We start from the raw sequence: 23,416 nt of genomic DNA, 5'->3' as shown, positions 1-23,416 counted from the left end.
AATGGCGCAACTTTCGCTTAAACACGTCCAGAAGATCTATGACAACCAGGTTCATGTGGTCAAAGATTTTAACCTCGACATTGAGGATAAAGAATTTATCGTTTGCGTCGGGCCATCGGGCTGCGGTAAATCGACGACGCTGCGCATGATCGCCGGGCTGGAGGAGATCAGCGCCGGTGAGCTGGTGATTGACGGCGTTCGTATGAATGATATCCCGGCCAAGTCCCGGGATATCGCGATGGTCTTTCAGAACTATGCGCTCTATCCCCATATGACGGTGTACGACAACATGGCTTTCGGGCTCAAGATGCAGAAAATCGCGCCCGCCGTCATTGAAGAGCGGGTTAACTGGGCCGCTCAGATCCTGGGCCTGCGTGAGTACCTCACGCGTAAGCCCGGCGCGTTGTCTGGTGGCCAACGCCAGCGCGTGGCGTTAGGCAGGGCGATTGTGCGTGAAGCGGGGGTATTCCTGATGGATGAACCGCTTTCAAACCTTGACGCCAAACTGCGTGTTCAAATGCGTGCCGAAATCAGCAAGCTGCATCAAAAGCTGAATACCACCATGATTTATGTGACGCACGATCAGACCGAAGCCATGACGATGGCGACCCGCATTGTGATCCTCAAAGATGGATACATTCAGCAGGTGGGCGCACCGAAGCAGGTCTATAACGAACCGGCAAATATGTTTGTGGCAGGTTTCATTGGTTCGCCAGCAATGAACTTTATTCGGGGGGCGATCAATGAACGCTACTTCGTGACGGAAACGCTGCGCCTGGAGATCCCCGAAGACAGGCTCTCGGTACTTAACGCTCAGGGATATCAACGTAAAGCCGTGGTCTTTGGCATCAGACCGGAGGATATTTTCACCTCGCAAGCCAGCGGTGAGGCGATTGCCGCCAAAATCAGCGTTGCCGAACTGACCGGCGCTGAATTTATGCTGTATGCCACCGTCGGGGGCCACGAACTGGTCGTCCGGGCAGGGGCTGCCACTGATTATGCTGCAGGGGATAATATCAGTATTCAGTTCGATATGAATAAGTGTCATTTTTTTGACGCGGAAACAGAAGCGGCAATCAGATAATAAAAATGTTCGCCGGGAATATTAATTTCCGGTTTTTGTTTGTCCATTATAAAGGAATATTTTAATGAGTACTCTACTAAGAAGTGCTGCGCTTATTCTATGCGCAGGGGTTAGCTACGCACACGCCTCAGAACCGGAACCACACTGGAATTTTAATATAGGTGCCATGTATGAAATTGAAAACGTCGAAGGTCAGGGGGATGATAAAGACGGATTATATGAACCCTCCGTGTGGTTTAACGCCACATGGGAGGCGTGGACGATTTCCCTTGCCATGTATCAGGAAGGTCCCGTTGATTACAGCAGTATGACCCGCGGGACCTATTTTGATCGTCCCGAATTCGAGCTGCGCTATCGTTTTATTGGAACCGATGATTTTACCCTCGGCCTGACCGGCGGTTTCCGTAATTACGGTTATCATTTCAAAGATGAACACGGCGCGAAAGACGGTAGCGCCAATATGCAGCGCTACAAAATACAACCAGACTGGGATATTAAGTTAAGCGATGACTGGCGTTTCGGCGGCTGGTTTGCCATGTATCAGTTTGCGAACGACCTGGAAAAAACGGGTTATGCCGACAGTCGTGTTGAAACAGAAACGGGCTTTACCTGGACCATTAATGAAACCTTCGCGGCAAAAGTGAATTACTATTTAGAGCGTGGTTTTAATATGGATAGTTCACGTAATAACGGTGAGTTTTCAACGCAGGAGATCCGCGCCTATTTACCCATTTCATTAGGTAACACCACGCTGACGCCGTATACCCGCCTGGGGCTCGACCGCTGGTCAAACTGGGACTGGCGAGACGATCCTGAGCGTGAAGGGCATGATTTTAACCGACTGGGACTGCTCTATGCCTACGATTTCAGTAACGGCCTTTCAATGACGCTGGAGTATGCCTATGAATGGGAAAACCACGATGAAGGCGAAAACGATCGTTTCCATTATGCAGGCGTGGGCGTGAATTACGCCTTCTGATCGGCTATTCACCAGGGGCTGTCTGCCCCTGGTTTTAGCGAAGAGAATCAGCGAACGAAAAGTGGGTCTCAATCAGCACCTTATGCGGGGCGTGTTTACCGGAGATACGCCTGAAAAGCAGGTCGCAGCTCTCTTCGCCCAGCTTGCGGGTGGGAATATCAAATCCAACTGGCGCAGGCGTCAGAATCAGGGAGAGCATCGGGTCGCTGTAACCCGCCACGGCAACCTGTTCTGGTAGCATCAAATTTAACTCATCCGCAGCGCGATAAAGACTCAGCAATTTCATGCTGTCGGTGGCGAATACAGCATCCGGGGGGTTATCAGAAGACAACAGTTGCAGGGCCGCTGAAAGTGCGCTCTCATGGGTATATCCGCCGTCAATGATCCAGTCCGGGTTAACAGTAATATTATGCTTTTCCAGACTGGCTTTATAACCTGCAAGACGATCAATAGAAACGTGATAATCGAGTGGAGCATGCAGGCAGGCAATTTTTTTCCGCCCGTTTTTAATAAACGTGTCGGTCAGCATCTCGCTGTCACGAAAATTGTCGGTATCGACGGAGTAAATATTCTGAAAATCACCTTCCACTTTACCGATTACAACCACCGGCACACCGTAGGTATCAAGCCGAGAGAAAAAGGATTCATTGGCAGGCGAACTCAGCATAATGACCCCTTTAATCATTTTCTGTTTTATTTTGCTTTCACATTTGAGCAGGTCATCTTCACTGCTCTTTGACGTTTGCAAAATAACATCAAACCCTTCCTCTTCTGCTTTTGCGGTTATGGCGTGCAGAACATCAGAGAAAAAAGGATTACCGGCGGTGGTTTTCGTTGAGCGGGTAGATATCACCATAATGGCGTCAAAGCCAGAAGAGGTCAGGGCGCGGGCAAGTTTATTGGGTTGATAATTTAATTCTTCAATCGCTTTTAGCACTTTCTCCCGTGCTTCAGGAGAAATATTGGTTTGTTTATTCAACACTCTGGACACGGTTGATTTTGAAACGCCAGCAACGCGCGCAATATCATAGATGGTGGGTGACATACACCTTACTCACTCCGGGACGGCAATGTCGTTCATCTTACTGGAGAAAAAACGACAATGGCAATAATTATGAATTGATAATCAACGATCTGCCCCCATTTATTGTATTCTGAAGCAAGTCATTCCAGGCTTCCAGCAACGAAGGACGGCGATGAAGCGACTTAAAAACGAACTCAATTCTCTGGTGAACCGCGGCGTCGATCGCCATTTGCGCCTGGCGGTCACCGGGCTTAGCCGCAGTGGCAAAACGGCGTTTATCACGGCGATGGTTAACCAGCTGCTGAACCTGCACGCCGGGGCACGCCTGCCGCTGCTCAGTGCGGTGCGGGAAGAGCGTCTGCTGGGCGTTAAGCGCGTTCCCCAGCGCGATTTCGGTATCCCGCGTTTTACCTATGATGAAGGGCTGGCACAGCTATACGGTGACCCACCCGCCTGGCCGACACCCACGAGAGGGGTGAGCGAAATCCGTCTCGCGCTGCGTTTTCGTTCCAATGAATCATTGATGCGCCACTTCAAGGATACCTCCACGCTCTATCTGGAGATTGTGGATTACCCGGGCGAATGGCTGCTCGATTTACCCATGCTGGCGCAGGATTATCTCAGCTGGTCGCGACAAATGACCGGTTTGTTACAGGGTCACCGCGCGGAGTGGTCGGCAAAATGGCGGCAGTTATGCGCAGGACTAGATCCGCTGGCGCCCGCAGATGAGAATCGCCTGGCGGCGATTGCCGAAGCCTGGACGGATTATCTGCATCAGTGCAAACAGGAAGGGCTGCACTTCATCCAGCCGGGACGGTTTGTTTTGCCGGGCGACCTGGCGGGTGCGCCTGCGCTGCAGTTCTTCCCGTGGCCCGACGTGGATGGCGTCGGAGAGGCAAAGCTGGCGCAGGCAGACAAGCACACCAACGCCGGGATGCTGCGCGAGCGCTACAACTACTACTGTGAAAAAGTGGTGAAAGGTTTTTATAAAAACCACTTTTTACGTTTCGATCGTCAGATTGTGCTGGTGGACTGCCTGCAACCGCTCAACAGCGGGCCGCAGGCTTTCAACGATATGCGCCTGGCGCTGACGCAACTGATGCAAAGTTTTCACTACGGGCAGCGTACGCTGTTTCGCCGCCTCTTTTCCCCGGTGATCGACAAACTGCTGTTTGCGGCCACCAAGGCCGATCACGTAACGGTTGATCAGCATGCCAACATGGTGTCGCTGTTGCAGCAACTGGTGCAGGACGCCTGGCAAAATGCGGCGTTCGAAGGGATCAGCATGGATTGTCTTGGGCTGGCTTCCGTACAGGCGACGCAAAGTGGGCTGATTGATCTTAACGGCGAGAAAATCCCGGCCCTGCGGGGGAATCGCCTCAGCGACGGTGAACCGCTGACCGTGTATCCCGGCGAAGTGCCTGCACGCCTTCCAGGGCAGGCATTCTGGCAGAGTCAGGGATTCCAGTTTGAAGCCTTCCGCCCACAGGTCATGACCGTCGATCAGCCGTTACCGCACATTCGTCTGGATGCGGCGCTGGAGTTTTTGATTGGAGATAAATTGCGATGACGGAACCGTTAAAACCCCGGATTGATTTTACCGGGACGCTTGAGCAGGTGCAGCAGGAGGCCTTCAAAGCGGCGCAGACGTTCAGCGGCACGCAGGCGGAACATTTCGCCCCGGCGCTAACAGACGAGCCGTCCGTCGAGGAAGGCCAGGCGGAAGCAGTCGTTGAGGCTGCTTTACGTCCGAAACGTAGCCTGTGGCGTAAGATGGTCGCGGTCGGGCTGGCGCTGTTTGGCGTGAGCGTGGTTGGGCAGGGGGTGCAGTGGGGTATCAACGCCTGGCAAACTCAGGACTGGGTGGCGCTGGGCGGTTGTGCCGCAGGGGCCCTGATCGTGGGAGCGGGCGTCGGGTCCGTTGTGACTGAATGGCGTCGGCTGTGGCGTCTGCGACAGCGAGCGCATGAGCGGGATGAAGCTCGCGATCTGCTGCACAGCCACGGTACCGGAAAAGGCCGCGCATTCTGCGAAAAGCTGGCGGCGCAGGCCGGGATAGACCAGTCACACCCGGCGCTGCAGCGCTGGTATGCCGCTATTCATGAAACCCAAAATGACCGGGAAGTCGTGACGCTTTACTCCCACATGGTGCAGCCTGTACTGGATGCTCAGGCGCGACGCGAGATTAGCCGCTCTGCCGCGGAATCAACGCTGATGATCGCGGTCAGCCCGCTGGCTTTGGTGGATATGGCGTTCATCGCCTGGCGTAACCTGCGGCTGATAAACCGTATCGCCAGTCTTTATGGTATTGAGCTTGGCTACTACAGCCGACTGCGGCTGTTTAAGCTGGTGTTGCTGAATATCGCCTTTGCCGGTGCCAGTGAGCTGGTGCGTGAAGTCGGCATGGACTGGATGTCTCAGGATCTGGCGGCTCGTCTCTCAGCGCGTGCCGCGCAGGGAATTGGGGCAGGGTTGTTAACCGCACGTCTGGGCATTAAGGCGATGGAAGTCTGTCGTCCACTGCCGTGGATCGACGATGACAAACCGCGCCTGGGGGATTTCCGCCGTGAATTGATTGGGCAGCTCAAAGAGACGCTCAATAAAAAACCGGTTCAGTAACCGGTTTGTTTACTAATCGTGCTGGCTGTCAATCTTTCTTGACAGCCATCTTCCGCATCACCGTGTTCTGACATATCATTTTAAGGTTATTGGCTTAAAACGGTGAATTTCCCATGCGTCTTGAAGTCTTCTGTGAAGACCGTCTCGGTCTGACCCGCGAGTTACTCGATCTCCTTGTTTTACGTAGCATTGATTTACGTGGCATTGAGATCGATCCTGTCGGGCGAATTTACCTCAATTTTGCCGAAATTGAATTTAATACGTTCAGCAGCCTGATGGCTGAAATACGCCGTATCGCTGGCGTTACGGATGTACGCACTATCCCCTGGATGCCGTCTGAACGTGAACATCTCGCGTTGAGTGCCTTGCTGGAAGCCATGCCAGAGCCTTTCCTGTCACTGGATCTGAAAAGCAAAGTCGAGCGGGTAAACCATGCGAGCTGCCAGCTGTTCGCCCAGAGCCAGGACAAGCTCAGTCACCACCACGCCGCGCAGCTGATCCCGGGGTTTAACTTCCAGCGCTGGCTGGACAGCAACCCGCAAAATACGCACAGCGAGCATGTGGTGATCAACGGGCAGAATTTCCTGATGGAGATTACGCCGGTGTATCTGAAAGGGGAGAATGACGCCCGCGTACTGACCGGTGCCGTGATCATGCTGCGCTCTACCGTGCGGATGGGCCGTCAGCTGCAAAATCTCTCCAGTCAGGATGTGGGGGCGTTCAGCCAGATCATTGCCGTCAGCCCGAAAATGCGTCATGTGGTTGATCAGGCCCGTAAGCTTGCCAGTTTGACCGCGCCGCTGCTGATTACCGGCGATACCGGGACCGGAAAGGACCTGCTGGCCCACGCCGTACATCTGGCCAGCCCGCGCGCCGCAAAACCGTATCTGGCGCTGAACTGTGCCTCTATTCCAGAGGATGCTGTCGAGAGCGAGTTGTTTGGCCACGCCCCGGAAGGCAAGAAAGGCTTCTTCGAGCAGGCTAACGGCGGCTCTGTACTGCTGGACGAGATAGGCGAAATGTCGCCACGCATGCAGGCCAAACTGCTGCGCTTCCTGAACGATGGTACGTTCCGTCGGGTCGGTGAGGATCATGAAGTTCATGTGGATGTGCGCGTGATTTGTGCCACCCAGAAAAACCTCGTTGAGCTGGTACAGAAAGGGATGTTCCGGGAAGATCTCTACTATCGACTGAACGTGTTGACGCTAAACATTCCGCCGCTGCGCGATTGTCCGCAAGATATCATTCCGCTGACGGAGCTGTTTGTGGCACGCTTTGCCGACGAGCAGGGTGTACCGCGTCCGAAACTGTCAGCCGATCTGGGGACGGTGCTGACGCGCTACGGCTGGCCGGGTAATATTCGTCAGTTGAAAAATGCCGTCTATCGGGCGCTGACGCAACTGGAAGGGTACGAGCTGCGACCGCAGGATATCCTGTTACCGGATTACGATGCCGGAACGGTATCGGTGGGCGAAGAGGCGATGGAAGGCTCGCTGGATGATATTACCAGCCGTTTCGAGCGCTCTGTGCTGACTCAGCTGTATCGCAGCTACCCAAGCACCCGTAAGCTGGCAAAACGCCTGGGGGTATCCCATACCGCGATTGCGAATAAGCTTCGTGAATATGGGCTCAACCACAAGAAGGGTGACGAATAACGATAAAAGCCTCTGTAAAGAGGCTTTTTTTCGCACTTACTCTTTCGCCAGAGGCGTGGTATCTACCTCGACTTTTGTTTCTCCCTGAATCACTGCAATTTTCTGTTCAACCTCTTTCACCTGTTCCTTGCTGTGAAGCAGGGTATAGGTCAGGTCGAATTGCGTGCTGGCGCCAGGTTGTAACTGCTTAACGCGTTTCTGCTCGCGTTCAATGGTGACGGGATAGGCGTAGCTGGTTCCCGGCTCAATACCCGTGACATAACCCTGTTTAAGCGTGTCGGTATTTTTCCATAAGGTCAGGACAGGCAACTGCCGCGTGTCGAACTGAATTGACGCGCCTTTGTCTCCCGCCTTATTGATCACGGCTGCCAGCGTCTCATGGTTATTATCCGCGAGCGGTTTGATATTGAAGACCATTTCATCAAAGCCCTGAGTGGGGCCGGCGTAGGTTTGCCAGTTATCCAGACCCGCTTTAGCATAATCATTGAAAGGACCAATACTGGCTGCAGGTGCAAGGAAACGGGCACCTTCTTCGAGGATTGGCGTACCAAAGTTGCTGTGGTAGATAATCTGATAATCATGAGGATAATCAGCATGGTTGGTCAGAACATCATGCAGGCTGAACTGGTTGCTGCCCGGCACGTAGCGCAGTTCGGTCATGGTCTGCAAATCCGCTTTTTTAAACGTGCTCTCTTTAATTAAACCGCGAATGCGGATTTCATGTGGTGCGGTATCTGCAACCTCCACTTCCACCTGCGACGCTGGCGTATTTCCCGCCTTGCCGTGCAGGGTATAAATCTGGCCGTCTGCCGTGACCGGGTGGCCTGTCCATTCATAGCCACAGCGAACCATCATCTCGTTGAAACCTTCCAGCCAGCCGAGACCGTTTCGACTTTCCAGATTGATAAAGGCCGGATTCACGACCTCTTTCACCGGAGAGGACCATCCCATTTGGGTGCCAAAACCCTCGACATGCAGCAGATTCATCCCGCGCGTCGGGCTAAGGGTGATTGTCAGGCCATTTTTACTGCTGATGACAATGATCTTGCTGCCTTCCTGCTTACCGCCATGCAGGACTTTTTGTTCGATGCTGAAAGGCTGACCCTGAAATTTCAGCTCATCGCTGGAAATTTTCCAGTTTCCTTTCTCCATGCTGCTTTCAGCGCTTGTCAGCACCCAGGTTTTAGCTGCAGCATGTCCAGAGATCAGTACCGCAAGGACCGTAAACGCCAGTTTTATCTTCATGTTCTATCCCTTTTGCTGAAACGATTTTTTATTTCGTAAGCAAATCTAATGTTTAGTCGGGGAGGGAAATGTGATGGGCTTCACTGGTGGAGAAGTTGCGTTTTTTTAACCTTTATTGTGTGTGAATGATCTCGTTTATGGCGAGTATTTGCACATTTCTTTCATTAAAAGCGTGAGGTTATCCCAATACAGCTTTAACGATTCAGCTGCGCGGGTAATAAAAAACCCCGCATCGGCGAGGTTTGGAAAGTAAGGTGTACTCTTAAATAAACCTTTTATTTCATTACATTGCTAAGCTTTATAGAATGCCTGCTAATGATCAGGCTTTCAGCGCGTCCAGCGCAGCAGTGTAATCAGGTTCAGTGGTGATTTCGTTGACCAGTTCGCTGAACACGACGTTATCGTTTTCATCGATCACCAGAACGGCACGCGCCGCCAGGCCTTTCAATGGGCCTTCAGCAATGCCTACACCGTATTTCTCAAGGAAATCCGGGCTACGCAGAGTGGAGAGGGTGATGACGTTGCTCAGACCTTCTGCACCGCAGAAGCGGGACTGTGCAAATGGCAGGTCAGCTGAAACGCACAGCACCACGGTGTTGTCCATTTCAGTCGCCAGCTGGTTGAATTTACGCACGGATGCGGCGCACACGCCGGTATCAATGCTTGGGAAAATGTTCAGTACTTTGCGTTTGCCAGCAAACTGGCCCAGTGTGACGTCAGACAGATCTTTAGCCACCAGAGTAAAAGCCTGCGCTTTGCTGCCAGCCTGCGGAATGGAACCTGCTACAGCAACCGGGTTGCCCTGGAAATGAACGAGTTGTGACATAGATATCTTCCTGTTTACATATAGTTAACGTCGAGGCTAGTGTATGCCATCAGCGGATAACACGGCAAACCAATTTTTCGCCTTACCGGGCCGCAAGGAGTCAGTGATGAGAAGCGTTAAGGTCTATGAAGAAGCCTGGCCATTGCACACCCCGTTTGTCATCTCCCGTGGCAGCAGAAGTGAAGCAAGCGTGGTAGTGGTTGAAATAGAAGAAGAGGGGGTTAAAGGTGTTGGCGAATGCACGCCTTATCCTCGCTATGGAGAAAGCCTGGCCTCGGTGATGGCGCAAATTATGACCCTGGTGCCTGAGTTGCAAACCGGGTTAACGCGTGAGACGTTACAGCAGCGTTTGCCTGCCGGCGCGGCGCGTAACGCGATTGACTGCGCGCTGTGGAGCCTGGAGGCGGCGAAGCAGCAGACATCCTTACCTGCGTTTGTCGGCGTGACGCTCCCTCAGGAAGTCATTACCGCGCAAACCGTGGTGATTGGCGAGCCGGAGCAGATGGCTGCCAGTGCAAAAGCGCTCTTTGAGGCTGGCGCCACGCTGTTGAAGTTGAAACTCGACGATCGCTTGATCAGTGAGCGCATGGTCGCCATTCGGGCGGCGGTACCGGAGGCTACTCTGATTGTGGATGCCAACGAGTCATGGCATCCGGAAGGGCTGGCCGCGCGCTGCCAGTTGCTGGCCGATCTGGGGGTCGCCATGCTGGAGCAACCCCTTCCGGCGCAGGATGATGCGGCGCTGAAGAACTTTATCCACCCGCTGCCCATCTGCGCTGATGAAAGCTGTCATACCCGCGATAGCCTCGACGGCTTAGCGGGCTGCTATGAGATGGTCAATATCAAGCTCGATAAAACGGGGGGGCTGACCGAGGCGCTGGCGCTGGCTTCCGAGGCGCAGGCGCAGGGATTTTCGTTAATGCTGGGGTGCATGCTCTGTACTTCCCGGGCGATTAATGCGGCGCTACCGTTGGTCAATCAGGTCAGTTTTGCCGATCTCGATGGCCCGACGTGGCTGGCGGTTGACGTTTCGCCAGCACTCACTTTCACCAGCGGAGTGCTTCATCTCTGAGGCTGCCAGCGCAGAAGTTCCACCATGGCTTTCAGGTATTTTTCGCTGGCTTCGTCGGATGATATCGGGGGAAATTCCGCGGTGATGCAGTGTAAGTCCAGATCGGCGCACCAGCTACCAAATGACCCCGGTGTTTCATAGCCAACACTGCTGACCAGAGGCAGGGCGAAGGCATCGGCAAGCCACTGCCCCAGCGCGGAGTGACGGGGATCCTCAATACAGGCGAGCGGATCGTGAAATGAGACAACCCACGCAGGGTGGATCTTGTGAATTAACTGGCAGAGCGCCTGTGTCTCTGGCTCTGAGCCGGGTTTTTCTCCCGTCAGTAAGACGACGTCACGTTCTTCAGCCGAGCTGTTCCAGCGGTAGACCGTTTCACCCGCACGCCAGTTGGCTGCAGGGAAGTTGCGGTTTAAGTCAATCCCTCTCGCATTCGCCCTCAGCCCAAGCTGACAGCCATCCGGATTGACGGTCAGGATCACATGGTGCCGGCGCAGCGTCGGGGCGAGGGTGCGTAACGCGCAGGAGAGGGTGACGATAGAAGAGTTCTCGTCACCGTGCGTGCCTGCAATAATCAGGCCGCTGTGGCGATCGGCATCCGGTGCGGGAAACCAGATCAGCGGGGCACCTAAGAAAGAGTGGCCATAATGTTCGGTGCCTGGCGGAAAAGCGCCACGTTCCGTTCTTGGTCGTGTAACTGCCATAGGAAATCCTGATAAAGAAGAGCTTACTGGCAGTGTTGTGCAAAACTCGCGTTTAATCAAATAGTTTCATCGAAGGGCGAACATTGCCTGATATCACCTTTCCGGCATAAGGTATTTGCATTACGCTGTTTCGAAACAAATAATTACGCATCCGCGTATTACCGATTTTAAAAGGGGATCTCATGAAGCATCCTGTTTCGCTGCTTTTCACTGCGCTGTGCCTTTGCGGGCTATCGTCATATTCTTACGCTGCTGATGTGCCAAAGGGCACGGTACTGGCACAAAAACAGGAGCTGGTCAGACACATCAAAGACGAACCCGCGTCGCTTGATCCGGCCAAAGCCGTGGGGTTACCCGAGATTCAGGTGATTCGCGATCTGTTTGAAGGCCTGGTCAATCAAAATGAGAAAGGGGAGCTGACACCGGGCGTGGCGACGCGCTGGCAGAGTAACGATAACCGCATCTGGACATTTACCTTACGTGATGATGCGAAATGGTCTGACGGTACGCCGGTCACGGCGCAGGATTTTGTCTACAGCTGGCAGCGTCTGGTTGACCCGAAAACCACCTCGCCGTTTGCCTGGTTTGCCGCTCTGGCGGGAATCAACAACGCTCAGGCGATTATAGATGGCAAAGCCGCGCCCGATACGCTGGGGGTCACGGCGGTGGATGCCAGAACGTTACGCGTTCAGCTGGATAAACCGTTGCCGTGGTTCAGCAACCTGACGGCGAACTTCGCGTTCTATCCGGTTCAGAAAGCGAACGTTGAAAGCGGTAAAGAGTGGACGCGTCCGGGATCCCTGGTGGGCAATGGGGCCTACGTACTGAAAGACCGTGTGGTGAATGAGAAATTGGTCGTTGTGCCGAATACCCACTACTGGGATAACGCGAAAACTGTTCTTCAAAAAGTGACGTTTATTCCGATCAACCAGGAGTCTTCCGCCACCAAACGCTATCTGGCAGGGGATATTGATATCACCGAGTCGTTCCCGAAAAACCTGTATCAGAAGTTACTCAAGGATATTCCCGGACAGGTTTACACACCGCCGCAGCTGGGAACGTATTACTATGCATTTAACACGCAAAAGGGTCCGACCGCCGATTCCCGCGTGCGTCTGGCGCTGAGTATGACCATCGATCGCCGGATTATGGCGGAGAAAGTGTTAGGTACGGGAGAAAAACCCGCCTGGCATTTCACGCCTGATGTGACGGCAGGTTTCACGCCAGAGACATCACTGTTTGAGCAGATGTCGCAGCAGGAGCTAAACGCACAGGCCAAAACCTTGCTGCAGGCGGCGGGGTATGGTCCTCAGCGTCCACTGAAGCTGACCCTGTTGTATAACACGTCAGAGAACCATCAGAAAATCGCGATTGCGGTGTCGTCGATGTGGAAGAAGAACCTGGGTGTAGACGTCAAACTGCAAAACCAGGAGTGGAAAACCTATATCGATAGCCGAAACACAGGGAATTTTGATGTGATCCGTGCGTCCTGGGTCGGGGACTACAACGAGCCATCGACCTTCCTGTCGCTGCTGACATCCACCCACAGCGGCAATATCTCCCGCTTCAACGACCCGGCCTACGATAAGATCATCAATCAGGCGACGCTTGAAACCACCGCGGAAGCCCGTAATGCAGATTACAACCGGGCGGAGAAGATCCTCACGGAAAAAGCGCCAATTGCGCCGATCTACCAGTATACCAACGGACGTCTGATTAAACCCTGGGTGAAGGGATATCCGATCAATAACCCTGAAGACGTGGCGTACAGCCGTACGATGTATATTGTGAAGCACTGAATGTTTGATAGACGTTCTGAACGAGGCGGCGTGTGCGCTGCATATTGCCGCTGAAATATCATTCGGGATTATATTGCCAGGCAATATCCGCAGGACGCTGTTCGGTGAACTGACTTTATGAGCACGCTGATGTCTGGCCTTTCCGCGAAAGCGCGGGCAGGGTACAGCCTGGAGCGTTTACGGGAAACCGTACGCCTGGCGGGTCTGGCGCTTCGACAGATACTTCCACGCTGATGCCAGACCCTGTCTATCCTTGTCAGATGGTTTGCCCGCCCGACACTTCAATACGTTGTGCGGTTACCCATCGGTTATCATCACGCAGCAAATTGGCGACCACCGGCCCGATATCGTCGGGAACGCCGACTCGCCCGAGTGCGGTCATGGCGGCAAACTGCGCGTTGACATCGGCGTTGTCGCGAACCAGGCCGCCGCCAAAATCGGTTTCAATGGCGCCTGGTGCGATGGTATTGACCGTGATGCCGCGCGGGCCCAACTCGCGTGCCAGATAAACGCTGAGCATTTCCACAGCCGCTTTTGCCGCAGCGTAAGCGGAGAATCCTGGGTACGATATCCGGGTCAGGCCGGACGAGAAGTTGATGATGCGCCCGCTGTTCGCTAGCAGTGGTAAAAGGGTCTGGACCAGGAAAAATACCCCTTTGACATGGACATTGAAGAGCCCGTCGAACTGCGCTTCGGTGGTCTCGGCCACCCCGGCAAACTCACCGTGACCAGCGTTATTTATCAGGTGGTCGAAGGTATTTCGTCCCCAGACCTCGGCAAGTTGTTGACGTAGCGTTTTGGCAAATGCTGGAAAACTCGTAGTCTGCGCCATATCCAGTTGAAGCGCGATTGCCTTACGACCAAGAGTGCGGATTTCCGTGACAACCGCTTCAGCCTGGGTGGTATTTCCTCTGTAAGCGACGATAATATCGCCACCCTGACGCGCGATGGAGAGGGCAGTGTTACGGCCAAGACCACGATTGGCGCCAGTGATAAGTGCAATTTTGCTCATGATATATCCTCTGTTTGGTGGAGCTTTTACAATAGGAGAAGTGCACCAGTCCGCATTGCCTGATTCTGGTTATCTTTTGCCTGTTTCTCTTTTCATGATTCGTTCTGATGAGAATGACCGCATACTATGGTTCATAAACTTGTCTGAAAGAGTGTCTATGCGTGATATCCTGCTCGATCTCTGCCGCCGGTATGCCGATGCTCACGTCGACCATAGTGGGGTTGCCATAACGCCGGTTCCAGGGTTGACGATTATCCGGGCTTTGCATCCTGGCGAATTGCAGGCGGCGATCAACAGACCGCTGATGGCGATGCTGCTGCAGGGTCGCAAACACGTCGCTACGGGGGCGGAAAGTTTTGAATATGGCCCCGGAGAGGCGATGGTGATTGCCGCCGATGTGCCGACCCTCAGCCAGATTACCCAGGCCAGCCTTCGCCATCCTTACTATTCCCTGGTGTTGGAACTGGATACCGCCATCCTGCGTGAGCTGCAGGAAGCTGTGCCAGTGGCGCGGGGGGATGCGCCTTGCGTTGGGGTTGAGCCAATGAATGCTGAAGTGACGGATGCGGCTTACCGGCTGGCAAGGTTGTTTGAACAACCGGAGGCGATGGCTGTTCTTGGGGATGGGCTACGGCGAGAGCTGCATTACTGGTTGCTTCGCAGTGTCCATGGTCCTGCTATTCGCGCCCTGGGCGCGGCGGATAGCCATTCTGGGCGAATTAGCCGTGTGGTCGCAATGTTGCGTAAGGAGTTTACACGTACGATAAGCGTGGAGGAGCTTGCTGACGTGGCGGGCATGAGCGTGTCCGTATTCCATCAGCATTTTCGCGCTATCACCACGATTTCGCCTTTGCAATTTCAGAAACAACTACGCCTTATCCATGCCCGTCGCCTGATGCTGGTCGATGGCGTAGGGATCGCGCAGGCGGCGTATACGGTCGGTTATGCCAGTGTTTCGCAGTTTACGCGCGAATATGCCCGCATGTTTGGCGCGCCACCGGGGCGGGATAAACGCATGGCGACAGTGCGAGCCTGATTTGACGTGTAATAGCGATATTTTCAATCACAGAGGGTGCGTACTAGCCCCCATTTGCTTATTTCGCCATGATCTCTGCCGTAATATGAACTTTATTTCCCATCCGCGCTTCAATTATTTTATAAGATTGACCGCCTTCTTTTTGTACTAACTAGCGAATTTTGCTTTCCGCGTTATCAAGCGTATCGCCGGTTGTGGTGACGGTTTACGCATATACGGAAAATGGCTGGAGAAAATAAACCAATAAAAGTGGTATGAGGGTTTTCATAGTACTAGCCTCCTGCAGCGGCAGGTGAATTAAATAACGGTTTTAAGCCAGGATTCAATATCTTGAGTCGGCATATTATTCTGTACATTCCAGGTGTTACTCATCGGCCACCACATGCCGTCTCCTCGGGCGAAGGGCGCGCGATAGCGAAGCATCTGGTCATCCGGATTTAAATGCAGTGCATCCAGTAGCGCGGGTAGGGTCAATACATCTTTGGTAAAGGTTTGATTTTTCACGCTTTCTACGGTTTCTGCCAGTTCTTCGTATGATGTCGTTTCACCCGCGATAAATATCACTTCATTTACGATTCGCGGTTGATGCAAATAAATTTCGGTGGTGAGGCGACCAATATCCGCAGGTGATGTCACGGTGACCTGTGTTTCCCATCCCCCGAGCGCATGGATGGTTTTTTCGGATAAATTCACCACATCAAATGCCGGTTCGAAGAGAAAACTGGTAAACATACCGGTTGAAACAATGACCCATTCCGTCGCGTTCTGTTCCCGCAGGAGCGTCCTGACATCATACTGCTCGTCCCAAACGGGCTGACCGCTACCTTTGCCTACCACATCGTAATTCACGCCAAACTGCCAGGGAAAATAGCGTCTAACGCCAGCCTCCAGCACCGCGCGAGTAATCTTTATCTGTGTTCCCGCGCCAGCGATAAACCCCATGCAGTTGATAACGGTATCAAAATTCGCGAAGTGGTTTTTTTAACGCGTCAATCGTGCTGGCAGCGACATCGACAGAGATAAATTTGGCCCCTGTATCAGCCAGTTTTTGATGAATATCAGACTGCAGGTTGCCTTGCTTATCCCGGGAGTCGGGCGACACGATAACCGAAACGGCGCCATTGTGTTGGATGACCGCTGGAATCAGACACTTCAACACGGCAGCCCCCAGTTGTCCTGCGCCAAGCACTAATACTTTTTCACCCGTGTTAACATCACGTTCTTTCATGTTGATCTCCACTTTGTTAAATCGCCTGTTTACTTTGAGTAGAGAAAGCTTATGTCAGCGAAAGGCATTCGATAAGACGACGGATGCAAGTTAGACTGTTCGCATAAATGGGATAATCAAAGCATTAAGACGGGGTGGAAATATGGATAAGCTGGCGTCAATGCAGGTCTATGTTTGTGTGGTCGATACCCATAGCTTCGCCAGGGCGGCAGAAGTCCTTGGACTGCCGCGTTCAACGGTATCGCGGGTCATTAAGGAGCTGGAGTCCTGGCTTGGGATTCAGCTTTTACAGCGCACCACCCGCAAACTCAGCGTAACCGCAGATGGACGACGTTATTACGACGAGAGCAAAAGGCTTCTGGCGGATATCGCAACGATGGAATCTTCATTCCCCGGCCGATCCGCACAGCCCAAAGGCCGCTTTAAAGTGGGAATGCCGCAGTCACTTGCCCGGCATTGTATTATCCCCAGGCTTCCGGCGTTTCTGCATCAGTATCCTGAACTGGAGTTGCGACTTTGCTCAAGCGATAACGTCGAAGACATCATTCAGGAAGGGTATGACTGCGTTATTCGTACCGGCAGGATCGAAGATTCAACGACGCTGGTCGCGCGCCCTCTTGCGAATTTTCGGTGGGTGATTCTGGCCTCGCCAGACTATATTGCCACCCATGGTAAGCCGGATAACGTCGACAGCCTGGAAAGACATCACGCCGTTGGCTACCTGAATCACCGCACCGGACGTACCACCGACTGGCTTTTTACGCTTGATGATGGCGACTGCGCGATCCGTATGAAAGAGACGCTGATCGTTGATGATACTGACGCTTATATCCAGGCCGGAATTCAAGGGGTCGGGTTGATTCGTGTCGCCAGCTATCTGGTTGCGCCCTATCTGCAAAACGGAGCGCTCGTTCTCTGTATGGAGAACCTCTCTTTTGATTTACCGCTTTCGCTGGTCTATCCGCAAAACCGCTATCTTCCTCCTTCGGTACGCGCCTTTTATGACTGGAGCAGAGCGGTGCTACACCAACACGGCGACTGATGATTAAAACCGCAGCATGGCTGTTTTTAACTGCGCCATTAGCCAGTTAAGTGCGGCATCCTGCGCCCGCCGCTTGTGACGCAAAATACACAGCGTAAACGTGGGGTAATTCACGGGCGTTGCGCTGGACCGTAAAGTAAAATGTTGCTGCCACCGTCGGGCCAGCCCGTCGGGAACCGTGGCGAAAACGGGCATGCTGGTTAGCAGCAGAGGAAAGGTAGAAAAATTCGCCGTAACGTAACGCACACGGCGTTGTAATCCCTGGCTGGCGAGTTGTCGGTCAATTTCGCTGTGGTTTGATTCGCGATACGACACCATGACGTGCTCATAAGCGACAAAGTCGTTTATCAACAATGGCCCATCGCAGGGGATCTTCTGTGGCGACCAGAGCGTGGAAACCCCCATCGTCATAACGGGTTCACTGATGACTTCACCAATGTTCGTTTTATTCAGCGAAACCGCGATATCAATGACATCTTCTTCCAGTAACCGACGGACCTGGAAGGGATCGGCGGTGACAATATGCAGCTCCACGCCCGGTGCTTCATGAGCAATGGCGGGCAATAAATCCGGCATCAGCCAGTGCTCGCTCCAGTCGCTCATGCCCAGTCGAAAGGTGTGTTTTGCCTTAGCGGGAGAAAAGTCCTGTACGCCAAACATTACCGTATGCAGGTTTTCCATCAGCGGCTGCATATGGGATATCAGCGCTTCGGCGCGTGGCGTCGGCAGCATCCCTTTAGCGCTGCGCACAAATAGCGGGTCGTTGAACATCTCGCGCAGCCGTTTCAGCGCCCCGCTGATGGCGGGCTGCCCAAGATGCAAAACCTCGGCGGTACGGGTGACGCTGGCCTCTCGGTATAACACCAGAAACACGGTCAGCAGATTCAAATCTATACGGCTGAAATCATTTTCAATGATTTTCTTCATCATAATAATCAATTTGAATGTTATTCCTGCCAGAAGGATAGTGAACATCACCCTGATAAATCAACCATGCGCAGAATGCGCGGAGGGCGTGATGAAACAGTATCGAACAGGTGACAGCGTGATTTTTAAAGTACTGGAACGTGAAATTCACATTCCGGCAGCGGATTTATATCCAGACTCTCTCCTGTCAGCAGATTCAGATGAGGCTAACCAACCGGTTGCGCTATCAATACATAGTTGGGTCGTCCGCACCCCCGACGATATTATTGTGATTGATACCGGGACCGGTAACGACCGCGATCGCGGGAATAATCCGCTTTATCATCAGTTATACACCCCCTATCTGGAGAACTTTCTGGCAACAGGTATCAAGCCGGAAGAGGTGACGTTGGTATTACTGACGCACCTGCATACCGACCATGTCGGCTGGAATACCATCTTGCGTGAAAATCGATGGGTGCCGCTGTTCCCTAACGCGCGATATATCTGCTCTGAGAAAGAGCTGATGCGGGTAAAAGACAGCGAGCGCTACCGGAATTTATGGCTCGACAGCCTGCTGCCGATTATTGAGGCGGGCTTGCTGGAAACGGTTGACGTTGCCGCGCAGCCGCTGTTCGGCGGCAGAATACACTATACGCCGACGCCAGGGCACAGCCCCGATCATGCGGCATTGATATTGTCCTGTGGCGGTGAATATGCCTTTTTTGCCGGGGATATCGTGCATTCGCCGTTACAGTTTGCCCATCCGGAATGGAATTCGGTGTTTTGCGTCGATCGCGAACAGGCGGAAACGTCGCGACGCCGGGCGATGGCGTGGTGCGCAGAACATCATGCCCTGTGGTTTAGCGCGCATTTCGCCGGACAGTCGTGCGGCTGGCTGAACGTCGATAAGCATGGGAACTATGGCTGGACGGAGGCGAGTGACAGTAAATGATGAATAACCGTTCTTTCATATTAGTTTTTGGCGCGACGGGTCAGCAGGGAGGTTCGGTGGCAAGAGCACTGATAAACAAAGGCTGGCCGGTGCGTGTTATGGTGCGCAATCCATCCTCTCCGGCATCACTCGCCCTTCGGGATGCCGGGGCTGAAATAGTCGCCGGGAACTTTGACGATATCGAGGCGATGAGGGGCGCAATGACAGGGGCATACGGCGTCTTCAGCGTCCAGCCCAGCTCGCCGGGAGGGACAGTGACCGACGACGATGAAGTTCGCTATGGCAAGACGATCGCCAGCCTTGCCTCCGAATGCGGCGTGCAGCATCTGGTTTATTCTTCAGGTGGTGCGGTGAGCGATCGGCCAACGGGCGTTGCGCATTTCGACACAAAAGCGGAAATTGAACGGCATATCCATACGCTGCCAATTGTGTCGACCATCGTACGACCTGCGACTTTTATGGATCTGTTGGTCATGCCAGGTTTCGGGCTTGATGAGGGGCAATTCCACTTCTTTATGCAGCCTGATGGTGCGATGCAGGTTCTCGCGGTAGAAGACATCGGCAAAATTGTCGCCGCGATTTACGCTCAACCGGAGCGATTCAAGGGCAAAACATTTGAAATTGCCAGCGATGTTGTCACTGGCCTGCAGCTTCAGGAGCTGTTCTCAGCAGCGGCAGGACGGCTGATTCCTTATTCTCGTTTTTCCGATGATGTGCTAACCGCGAATCCCTTCCTGCAAAAGTTGACTGCGCTGGCGGATGATGGACGGCTGGTAGGGCATGCCTCCCTGGAGGAGATGCGGCAACTGAATCCGCAACTGCAATCCTTTGAGTCCTGGCTGGCGGGAAATGGGCGTGGTGCTTTCGAACGGGCGCTGGCAATCTCTGCCAACTGGGAGTTTAACCGGTAAAACCTTCACCCGGCTCCAGCCATGCGGAGCCGGGAAGGGGTGATTGAGGCGATAAGGGGATTCATATTGTCAGGTTTAAATTGATCTTCCCGCGCCAGGGCTGTGTCGCCGTCGTCGCCGATACCGGTGCCGGACGTGATGATAAAGGGCCGATCGCTGCCTTTCAGCGGCAGGCTGATGGCGTGAATAACCCGTTGGTCTTTTTCACAACTATCGACAAAATGGTGAAAATCATGGTCAAACTTGCGGCGACGCGCTATGTGAATGTGCCGCCTGGAGAGTAAACATCAGAACATCTCATCCACTGGATTTTTGCTTTGATGCTCAACGTATTCGGCAATCATGCCGTCCGGATGGCGAACCAGCATGTTCCAGCCAGTGGGAACGCGCTTCACCGGATTGATAATTGTCGCGCCGGTAGAGGGCAGGTGTTTCTCCCAGGCGGCAATGTCGTTGACCAGAAAAGTAGCCTGGGTGGCGCGAAAAGGTGCCAGGCTCTTATCGGTGCCGCCGATTAAAAGCACCGAACCCACCTGGGCCAGTTTGAGGTCGTATTCGGGATAGTCGAAGCGCAGTCTTGCCTCCTGTGCAATCAAGGTTTCATAAAAGGCAACCGTTTCGTCAAAACGACTAATCATGATGTATTGACGGGTCAGTATATTCAGAATTTTCATCATGCCACCTTCGTTATTACCACAGAAATAGCGTAGCAGCTCAGGGGGAGGGGATTCCTGTATCACCGTTGTTTTAACTCAAAAACACTGGAGATAATGATGAGCAATAACGCAACAATCGCACTTGCTACCGGTGGGAGTCGTGGTTTGGGCCATTCTACGGTAGAAGCGCTGGCTCGCCGGGGCGTCAACATTTGCAACTCAGTACGGAGGAAACGGTCATTTTTGACGCTTATTTCCCCTCCTGATACTGCGCTGGTCCGATATCACGTGCCAGCGCTTTTCTGTTCATTGTCGATCGTGAAGACGGCGCTGCATTGATACTGTGTTTTACAGCGCTGGGTATTGCTCTGTTTTTTTAAATTAAGAGAAATATTCATATTTTAAATATATTCCATCTCGTAAAAAAACTGTCCATTATTGGACTTTTTAATGGGTGTCGCCTCTTGCGGAAGTGTGTAAATATTGATGCGGGTCATATTATTAGGTGGCGCTGTAGATATTTTCTCTCGTATTGATTTAAATCAATGACGTTGCTTTGTTTGGATATGGATCTTCATTTTTTTCACTGAAATAGCCACTTATACTGACTATTTTCGGCGTTGTGGTTGATATTTCTTTATGAAAAGGCACGCTGCAAACCATATTTTAACTAAATAGAGTAAAATTCTTAAGGAATGTCTTAATTTGGGTTTTGGTTCCTGGTGGTTGATCTATTGCAGAGTTTTGTTCTAATATCGATTTATTCAGAAACGTCGTTAACTTCAACAAACATTCCTTAAGGAAAGGGACTGCTATGGCTGATACGTTCCAGAACGAGGTGCCTAAGGCACGCATTAATTTAAAACTTGCATTGCATACCGGAGGGGCGCAGAAGAAAGTTGAATTACCCCTTAAATTACTCGCTGTCGGTGATTTCAGTAACGGTAAAGAGAGCCGGCCATTATCTGAAAGAAAGAAAATTAACGTCAACAAAAATAACCTAAACAGTGTACTTTCGGAATTTAACCCGGAGGTCAACATGACGGTTCCGAATACGCTGGCGGGTGAGCGTACGGAAGAGAATGTAACGCTGCGCTTTTCAGATATGAAAGATTTTGAACCCGAACAGGTGGCCCGACAAATTCCCCAACTTCGTGCCATGCTGGCGATGCGTAATTTATTACGTGACCTCAAGTCCAATCTGCTGGATAACGCCACTTTCAGAAAAGAGCTCGAGAAAATTCTTAAGGACCCGGCGCTGTCTCAGGAATTACGTAACGAAATGAGTGCCCTGGCCCCGAAATAAAAACGGGCGCGTCTTTTAATGGATTAAACGAGAGAATGCTGATGTCTGTTAATACTGAAAATGGCTCCGCGCAGGGGCAGACCACTGTGCTGGAAAAAGAGAGCGTCTACGCTTCCCTGTTCGACAAAATCAACCTGACCCCGGCCACAAGCCTGGGTGATATCAATGCGTTTCTGGACGATGCCGCACTGTCTGATGCTCCGGCAGGTGAGCGCCTGACGGCCGCGATGCAGGTGTTTATGGACTGCATCCGCAAATCCGGCCAGCCAGTGGAAAAACTCGATAAAACCCTGATTGACCACCATATCGCGGAGCTGGATTTCCAAATCAGCCGCCAGCTGGATGCGGTGATGCATCATGCAGAATTCCAGAAAGTAGAATCCCTGTGGCGCGGCCTGAAGCAGCTGGTGGACAACACCGACTATAGCCTCAGCAGCGGGATTTGCCGCTATGAGATAGCGACTATCCTTCTGCAGAATGGCGAGCGTAGTGTCAGTATCGTGCCAGAGCAGCTCTTCCGTACAGGAGAAACCGGTTGTGTAAGAATGCGTCTTAAAGCTCCGGCCTTTCGTGAGGTGTTTTACCTGAGCATGGCGCCGGAAGCGGGCTGGTTTATCCGGCGCGAGTTTCAGAACATTAAAGAACGTACTCTTTTGACGGAAGAACGCTTTTTTGTTGCAGTCGATCGTCTGGCTTGAAGAGCGTATGTAAAGAGCTGGTTGCCTTGCAAGCCTATTCCAATAACTTCGCAAATTTCGCCAGCCACTGCGGATGCGCAGGCCAGGCCGGCGCGGTGACCAGGTTACCGTCAACGTGAGCCTGATCGATGCCGATATCGGCGTACTCGCCGCCGCTGAGTCGCACTTCAGGCGCGCAGGCCGGGTAGGCGCTACAGGTTCGCCCTTTCAGGATCCCGGCGGCTGCCAGCAATTGTGGGCCATGACATACGGCCGCAATGGGTTTGCGCGCGGCGTCAAATGCCTGTACCAGCTTCAGCACGTCAGCATTTAACCGCAGGTATTCAGGCGCTCTGCCGCCGGGGATGAGCAGGGCATCATAGTCCTGCTCGTTGACGGCAGAAAAATCGGCATTGAGGGTAAAACGGTGGCCGGGTTTTTCGCTATACGTCTGGGCTCCGTCGAAGTCATGGATCGCCGTCATGACATAGTCACCTTTCGCTTTGTCGGGGCAGACCGCGTCAACCTGGTGGCCAATCATCTGTAAGGCCTGAAAAGGAACCATCGTTTCATAATCTTCGGCGTAGTCGCCCACCAGCATCAGGATCTTCTTGCTCATCATTTTCTCTCTTTAATGGATAACGATGTTTTCGATATAACCTGGTGTAGCGCAAATGTCG

21 protein-coding genes and 5 pseudogenes are annotated in these 23,416 nt (G+C 52.9%); 16 read left to right on the top strand and 10 right to left on the bottom strand.

Annotation, left to right across the window (positions count from 1 at the left end; translation table 11 throughout):
- Position 1: 1 nt before the first annotated feature.
- The gene (locus EKN38_RS14125) at positions 2-1,084 is read left to right on the top strand and encodes an ABC transporter ATP-binding protein (protein ID WP_126522255.1); all 1,083 of its coding nucleotides are present in this window, start codon (positions 2-4) and stop codon (positions 1,082-1,084) included.
- Positions 1,085-1,148: 64 nt separating this feature from the next.
- The gene (locus EKN38_RS14120; RefSeq protein ID WP_043951640.1) at positions 1,149-2,063 is read left to right on the top strand and encodes an OmpG family monomeric porin; all 915 of its coding nucleotides are present in this window, start codon (positions 1,149-1,151) and stop codon (positions 2,061-2,063) included.
- Positions 2,064-2,097: 34 nt separating this feature from the next.
- Here EKN38_RS14120 and EKN38_RS14115 read toward each other — a convergent pair whose 3' ends face one another.
- On the bottom strand, positions 2,098-3,108 hold the full coding sequence (locus EKN38_RS14115; RefSeq protein WP_014832125.1) for a LacI family DNA-binding transcriptional regulator: 1,011 nt from the start codon (positions 3,106-3,108) through the stop codon (positions 2,098-2,100).
- A 151-nt stretch (positions 3,109-3,259) separates the two neighbouring features.
- Here EKN38_RS14115 and EKN38_RS14110 point away from each other — a divergent pair, with 151 nt between their 5' ends.
- The 3 genes from EKN38_RS14110 to tyrR all read left to right on the top strand — a co-directional run bounded on the left by EKN38_RS14110 (position 3,260) and on the right by tyrR (position 7,361).
- Positions 3,260-4,657, top strand: coding sequence for a YcjX family protein (locus EKN38_RS14110; RefSeq protein WP_013096419.1), 1,398 nt, complete (start codon positions 3,260-3,262; stop codon positions 4,655-4,657).
- Positions 4,654-5,706 carry a YcjF family protein gene (locus EKN38_RS14105; RefSeq protein WP_126522253.1) on the top strand — a complete coding sequence of 351 codons (1,053 nt, stop codon included), beginning with the start codon at positions 4,654-4,656 and terminating at the stop codon, positions 5,704-5,706. The genes EKN38_RS14110 and EKN38_RS14105 overlap by 4 nt, the downstream gene beginning before the upstream one ends.
- Before the next feature lie 113 nt (positions 5,707-5,819).
- Complete coding sequence (tyrR, locus tag EKN38_RS14100) at positions 5,820-7,361, top strand: transcriptional regulator TyrR (RefSeq protein WP_014832123.1); 1,542 nt, start codon at positions 5,820-5,822, stop codon at positions 7,359-7,361.
- A gap of 36 nt (positions 7,362-7,397) precedes the next feature.
- Here tyrR and EKN38_RS14095 read toward each other — a convergent pair whose 3' ends face one another.
- Both EKN38_RS14095 and tpx read right to left on the bottom strand, forming a co-directional pair.
- Positions 7,398-8,606, bottom strand: a complete 1,209-nt coding sequence (locus EKN38_RS14095; protein WP_014832122.1) for an aldose 1-epimerase family protein — start codon at positions 8,604-8,606, stop codon at positions 7,398-7,400.
- A gap of 319 nt (positions 8,607-8,925) precedes the next feature.
- Positions 8,926-9,432: a thiol peroxidase gene (tpx, locus tag EKN38_RS14090; RefSeq protein ID WP_014832121.1), complete on the bottom strand. Its 507-nt coding sequence runs from the start codon at positions 9,430-9,432 to the stop codon at positions 8,926-8,928.
- 106 nt (positions 9,433-9,538) lie between these two features.
- Here tpx and ycjG point away from each other — a divergent pair, with 106 nt between their 5' ends.
- Positions 9,539-10,504, top strand: a complete 966-nt coding sequence (ycjG, locus tag EKN38_RS14085; RefSeq protein WP_126522251.1) for an L-Ala-D/L-Glu epimerase — start codon at positions 9,539-9,541, stop codon at positions 10,502-10,504.
- Here the strand turns inward: ycjG and mpaA are convergent.
- Positions 10,495-11,208: a murein tripeptide amidase MpaA gene (gene mpaA, locus EKN38_RS14080; RefSeq protein ID WP_014832119.1), complete on the bottom strand. Its 714-nt coding sequence runs from the start codon at positions 11,206-11,208 to the stop codon at positions 10,495-10,497. The two genes, ycjG and mpaA, sit on opposite strands and share 10 nt — an antisense overlap.
- Before the next feature lie 182 nt (positions 11,209-11,390).
- Here mpaA and EKN38_RS14075 point away from each other — a divergent pair, with 182 nt between their 5' ends.
- Positions 11,391-13,007 (top strand): ABC transporter substrate-binding protein, encoded by a 1,617-nt coding sequence (locus tag EKN38_RS14075; protein ID WP_126522249.1) that lies wholly within the window; start codon positions 11,391-11,393, stop codon positions 13,005-13,007.
- A gap of 60 nt (positions 13,008-13,067) precedes the next feature.
- Positions 13,068-13,241 (top strand): annotated as a pseudogene (locus EKN38_RS14070) (TetR/AcrR family transcriptional regulator); the annotation flags it as partial.
- 22 nt (positions 13,242-13,263) lie between these two features.
- Here EKN38_RS14070 and EKN38_RS14065 read toward each other — a convergent pair.
- Positions 13,264-14,019 carry an SDR family NAD(P)-dependent oxidoreductase gene (locus tag EKN38_RS14065; RefSeq protein WP_014832117.1) on the bottom strand — a complete coding sequence of 252 codons (756 nt, stop codon included), beginning with the start codon at positions 14,017-14,019 and terminating at the stop codon, positions 13,264-13,266.
- Between the two features lie 157 nt (positions 14,020-14,176).
- Between EKN38_RS14065 and EKN38_RS14060 the strand changes: the two genes are divergently transcribed.
- Positions 14,177-15,055: an AraC family transcriptional regulator gene (locus EKN38_RS14060; RefSeq protein ID WP_043951639.1), complete on the top strand. Its 879-nt coding sequence runs from the start codon at positions 14,177-14,179 to the stop codon at positions 15,053-15,055.
- A 58-nt stretch (positions 15,056-15,113) separates the two neighbouring features.
- On the opposite strand, the pseudogene EKN38_RS14055 reads toward EKN38_RS14060, so the two are convergent.
- A pseudogene (locus EKN38_RS14055) lies at positions 15,114-15,323 on the bottom strand (DUF1471 domain-containing protein).
- Positions 15,324-15,352: 29 nt separating this feature from the next.
- A pseudogene (locus EKN38_RS14050) lies at positions 15,353-16,283 on the bottom strand (aromatic alcohol reductase).
- Positions 16,284-16,425: 142 nt separating this feature from the next.
- Here EKN38_RS14050 and EKN38_RS14045 point away from each other — a divergent pair.
- Complete coding sequence (locus EKN38_RS14045) at positions 16,426-17,325, top strand: LysR family transcriptional regulator (protein WP_014832113.1); 900 nt, start codon at positions 16,426-16,428, stop codon at positions 17,323-17,325.
- A gap of 3 nt (positions 17,326-17,328) precedes the next feature.
- On the opposite strand, the gene EKN38_RS14040 is transcribed toward EKN38_RS14045, so the two are convergent.
- Positions 17,329-18,252: a LysR family transcriptional regulator gene (locus EKN38_RS14040; RefSeq protein ID WP_047362539.1), complete on the bottom strand. Its 924-nt coding sequence runs from the start codon at positions 18,250-18,252 to the stop codon at positions 17,329-17,331.
- A gap of 91 nt (positions 18,253-18,343) precedes the next feature.
- On the opposite strand from EKN38_RS14040, the gene EKN38_RS14035 reads away from it, so the two are divergent.
- The 3 genes from EKN38_RS14035 (at position 18,344) to EKN38_RS14025 (ending at position 20,381) form a co-directional block, all read left to right on the top strand.
- Positions 18,344-19,186 carry an MBL fold metallo-hydrolase gene (locus tag EKN38_RS14035; RefSeq protein WP_014832111.1) on the top strand — a complete coding sequence of 281 codons (843 nt, stop codon included), beginning with the start codon at positions 18,344-18,346 and terminating at the stop codon, positions 19,184-19,186.
- Positions 19,186-20,097, top strand: coding sequence for an NmrA/HSCARG family protein (locus EKN38_RS14030; RefSeq protein WP_047362541.1), 912 nt, complete (start codon positions 19,186-19,188; stop codon positions 20,095-20,097). Before EKN38_RS14035 ends, EKN38_RS14030 begins: the two co-directional genes overlap by 1 nt.
- Positions 20,098-20,177: 80 nt before the next feature.
- The gene (locus EKN38_RS14025) at positions 20,178-20,381 is read left to right on the top strand and encodes a hypothetical protein (RefSeq protein ID WP_014832109.1); all 204 of its coding nucleotides are present in this window, start codon (positions 20,178-20,180) and stop codon (positions 20,379-20,381) included.
- 3 nt (positions 20,382-20,384) lie between these two features.
- Here EKN38_RS14025 and EKN38_RS14020 read toward each other — a convergent pair whose 3' ends face one another.
- A complete protein-coding gene (locus EKN38_RS14020; RefSeq protein ID WP_043951638.1) occupies positions 20,385-20,771 on the bottom strand; it encodes a VOC family protein in 387 nt (128 codons plus the stop codon).
- Positions 20,772-20,870: 99 nt separating this feature from the next.
- Here EKN38_RS14020 and EKN38_RS14015 point away from each other — a divergent pair.
- The 3 genes and pseudogenes from EKN38_RS14015 to EKN38_RS26025 form a co-directional block, all read left to right on the top strand.
- A pseudogene (locus EKN38_RS14015) lies at positions 20,871-20,966 on the top strand (3-oxoacyl-ACP reductase); the annotation flags it as partial.
- Positions 20,967-21,567: 601 nt separating this feature from the next.
- The gene (gene tssB / locus EKN38_RS14010; protein ID WP_014832106.1) at positions 21,568-22,059 is read left to right on the top strand and encodes a type VI secretion system contractile sheath small subunit; all 492 of its coding nucleotides are present in this window, start codon (positions 21,568-21,570) and stop codon (positions 22,057-22,059) included.
- Positions 22,060-22,094: 35 nt separating this feature from the next.
- A pseudogene (locus EKN38_RS26025) lies at positions 22,095-22,568 on the top strand (type VI secretion system contractile sheath domain-containing protein); the annotation flags it as partial.
- A 223-nt stretch (positions 22,569-22,791) separates the two neighbouring features.
- Here EKN38_RS26025 and EKN38_RS14000 read toward each other — a convergent pair.
- On the bottom strand, positions 22,792-23,355 hold the full coding sequence (locus EKN38_RS14000) for a DJ-1/PfpI family protein (RefSeq protein WP_014832104.1): 564 nt from the start codon (positions 23,353-23,355) through the stop codon (positions 22,792-22,794).
- Between the last annotated feature and the right edge of the window lie 61 nt (positions 23,356-23,416).

Source organism: Enterobacter sp. WCHEn045836 (assembly GCF_003965585.1).
In the GTDB taxonomy this organism is placed as follows: domain Bacteria; phylum Pseudomonadota; class Gammaproteobacteria; order Enterobacterales; family Enterobacteriaceae; genus Enterobacter; species Enterobacter dissolvens.
Note: the sequence above shows the minus strand (reverse complement) of the source record. Positions and strands in the feature narration are given on the sequence as shown.